The sequence below is a fragment of the Acuticoccus kandeliae genome (assembly GCF_003073115.1).
In genome coordinates, this window is record NZ_QBBV01000179.1 from 1 (window position 1) to 289 (window position 289).

Consider the following 289-nt stretch of genomic DNA (forward strand, 5'->3'; position numbering starts at 1 on the left):
GCTGGCCATGCAGGTCGGCGACGCGGTCTCCAAGTACGGTGCCGCGCTCGGCGCCTCGGTCGCCTGCGTCTACGGCGGCGCGCCCATCGGCCCGCAGCTGGGCCAGCTCCGCCGCGGCGTCGACATCGTCGTCGCCACCCCCGGCCGCGCCATCGACCTGGTCAACCGGGGCGCGCTCGCCCTGGACGCGAGCGAGGTCGCCGTCCTGGACGAGGCCGACGAGATGCTCGACATGGGCTTCGTCGAGGACATCGAGACGATCCTCGGCGCGACGCCGCGGGGCCGCAAG

1 protein-coding gene is annotated in these 289 nt (G+C 74.7%); it reads left to right on the top strand.

Annotation, left to right across the window (positions count from 1 at the left end; genetic code table 11):
- The coding region (locus tag DBV35_RS29850) for a DEAD/DEAH box helicase (protein ID WP_157962127.1) at nt 1-289 on the top strand (289 nt) is incomplete at both ends.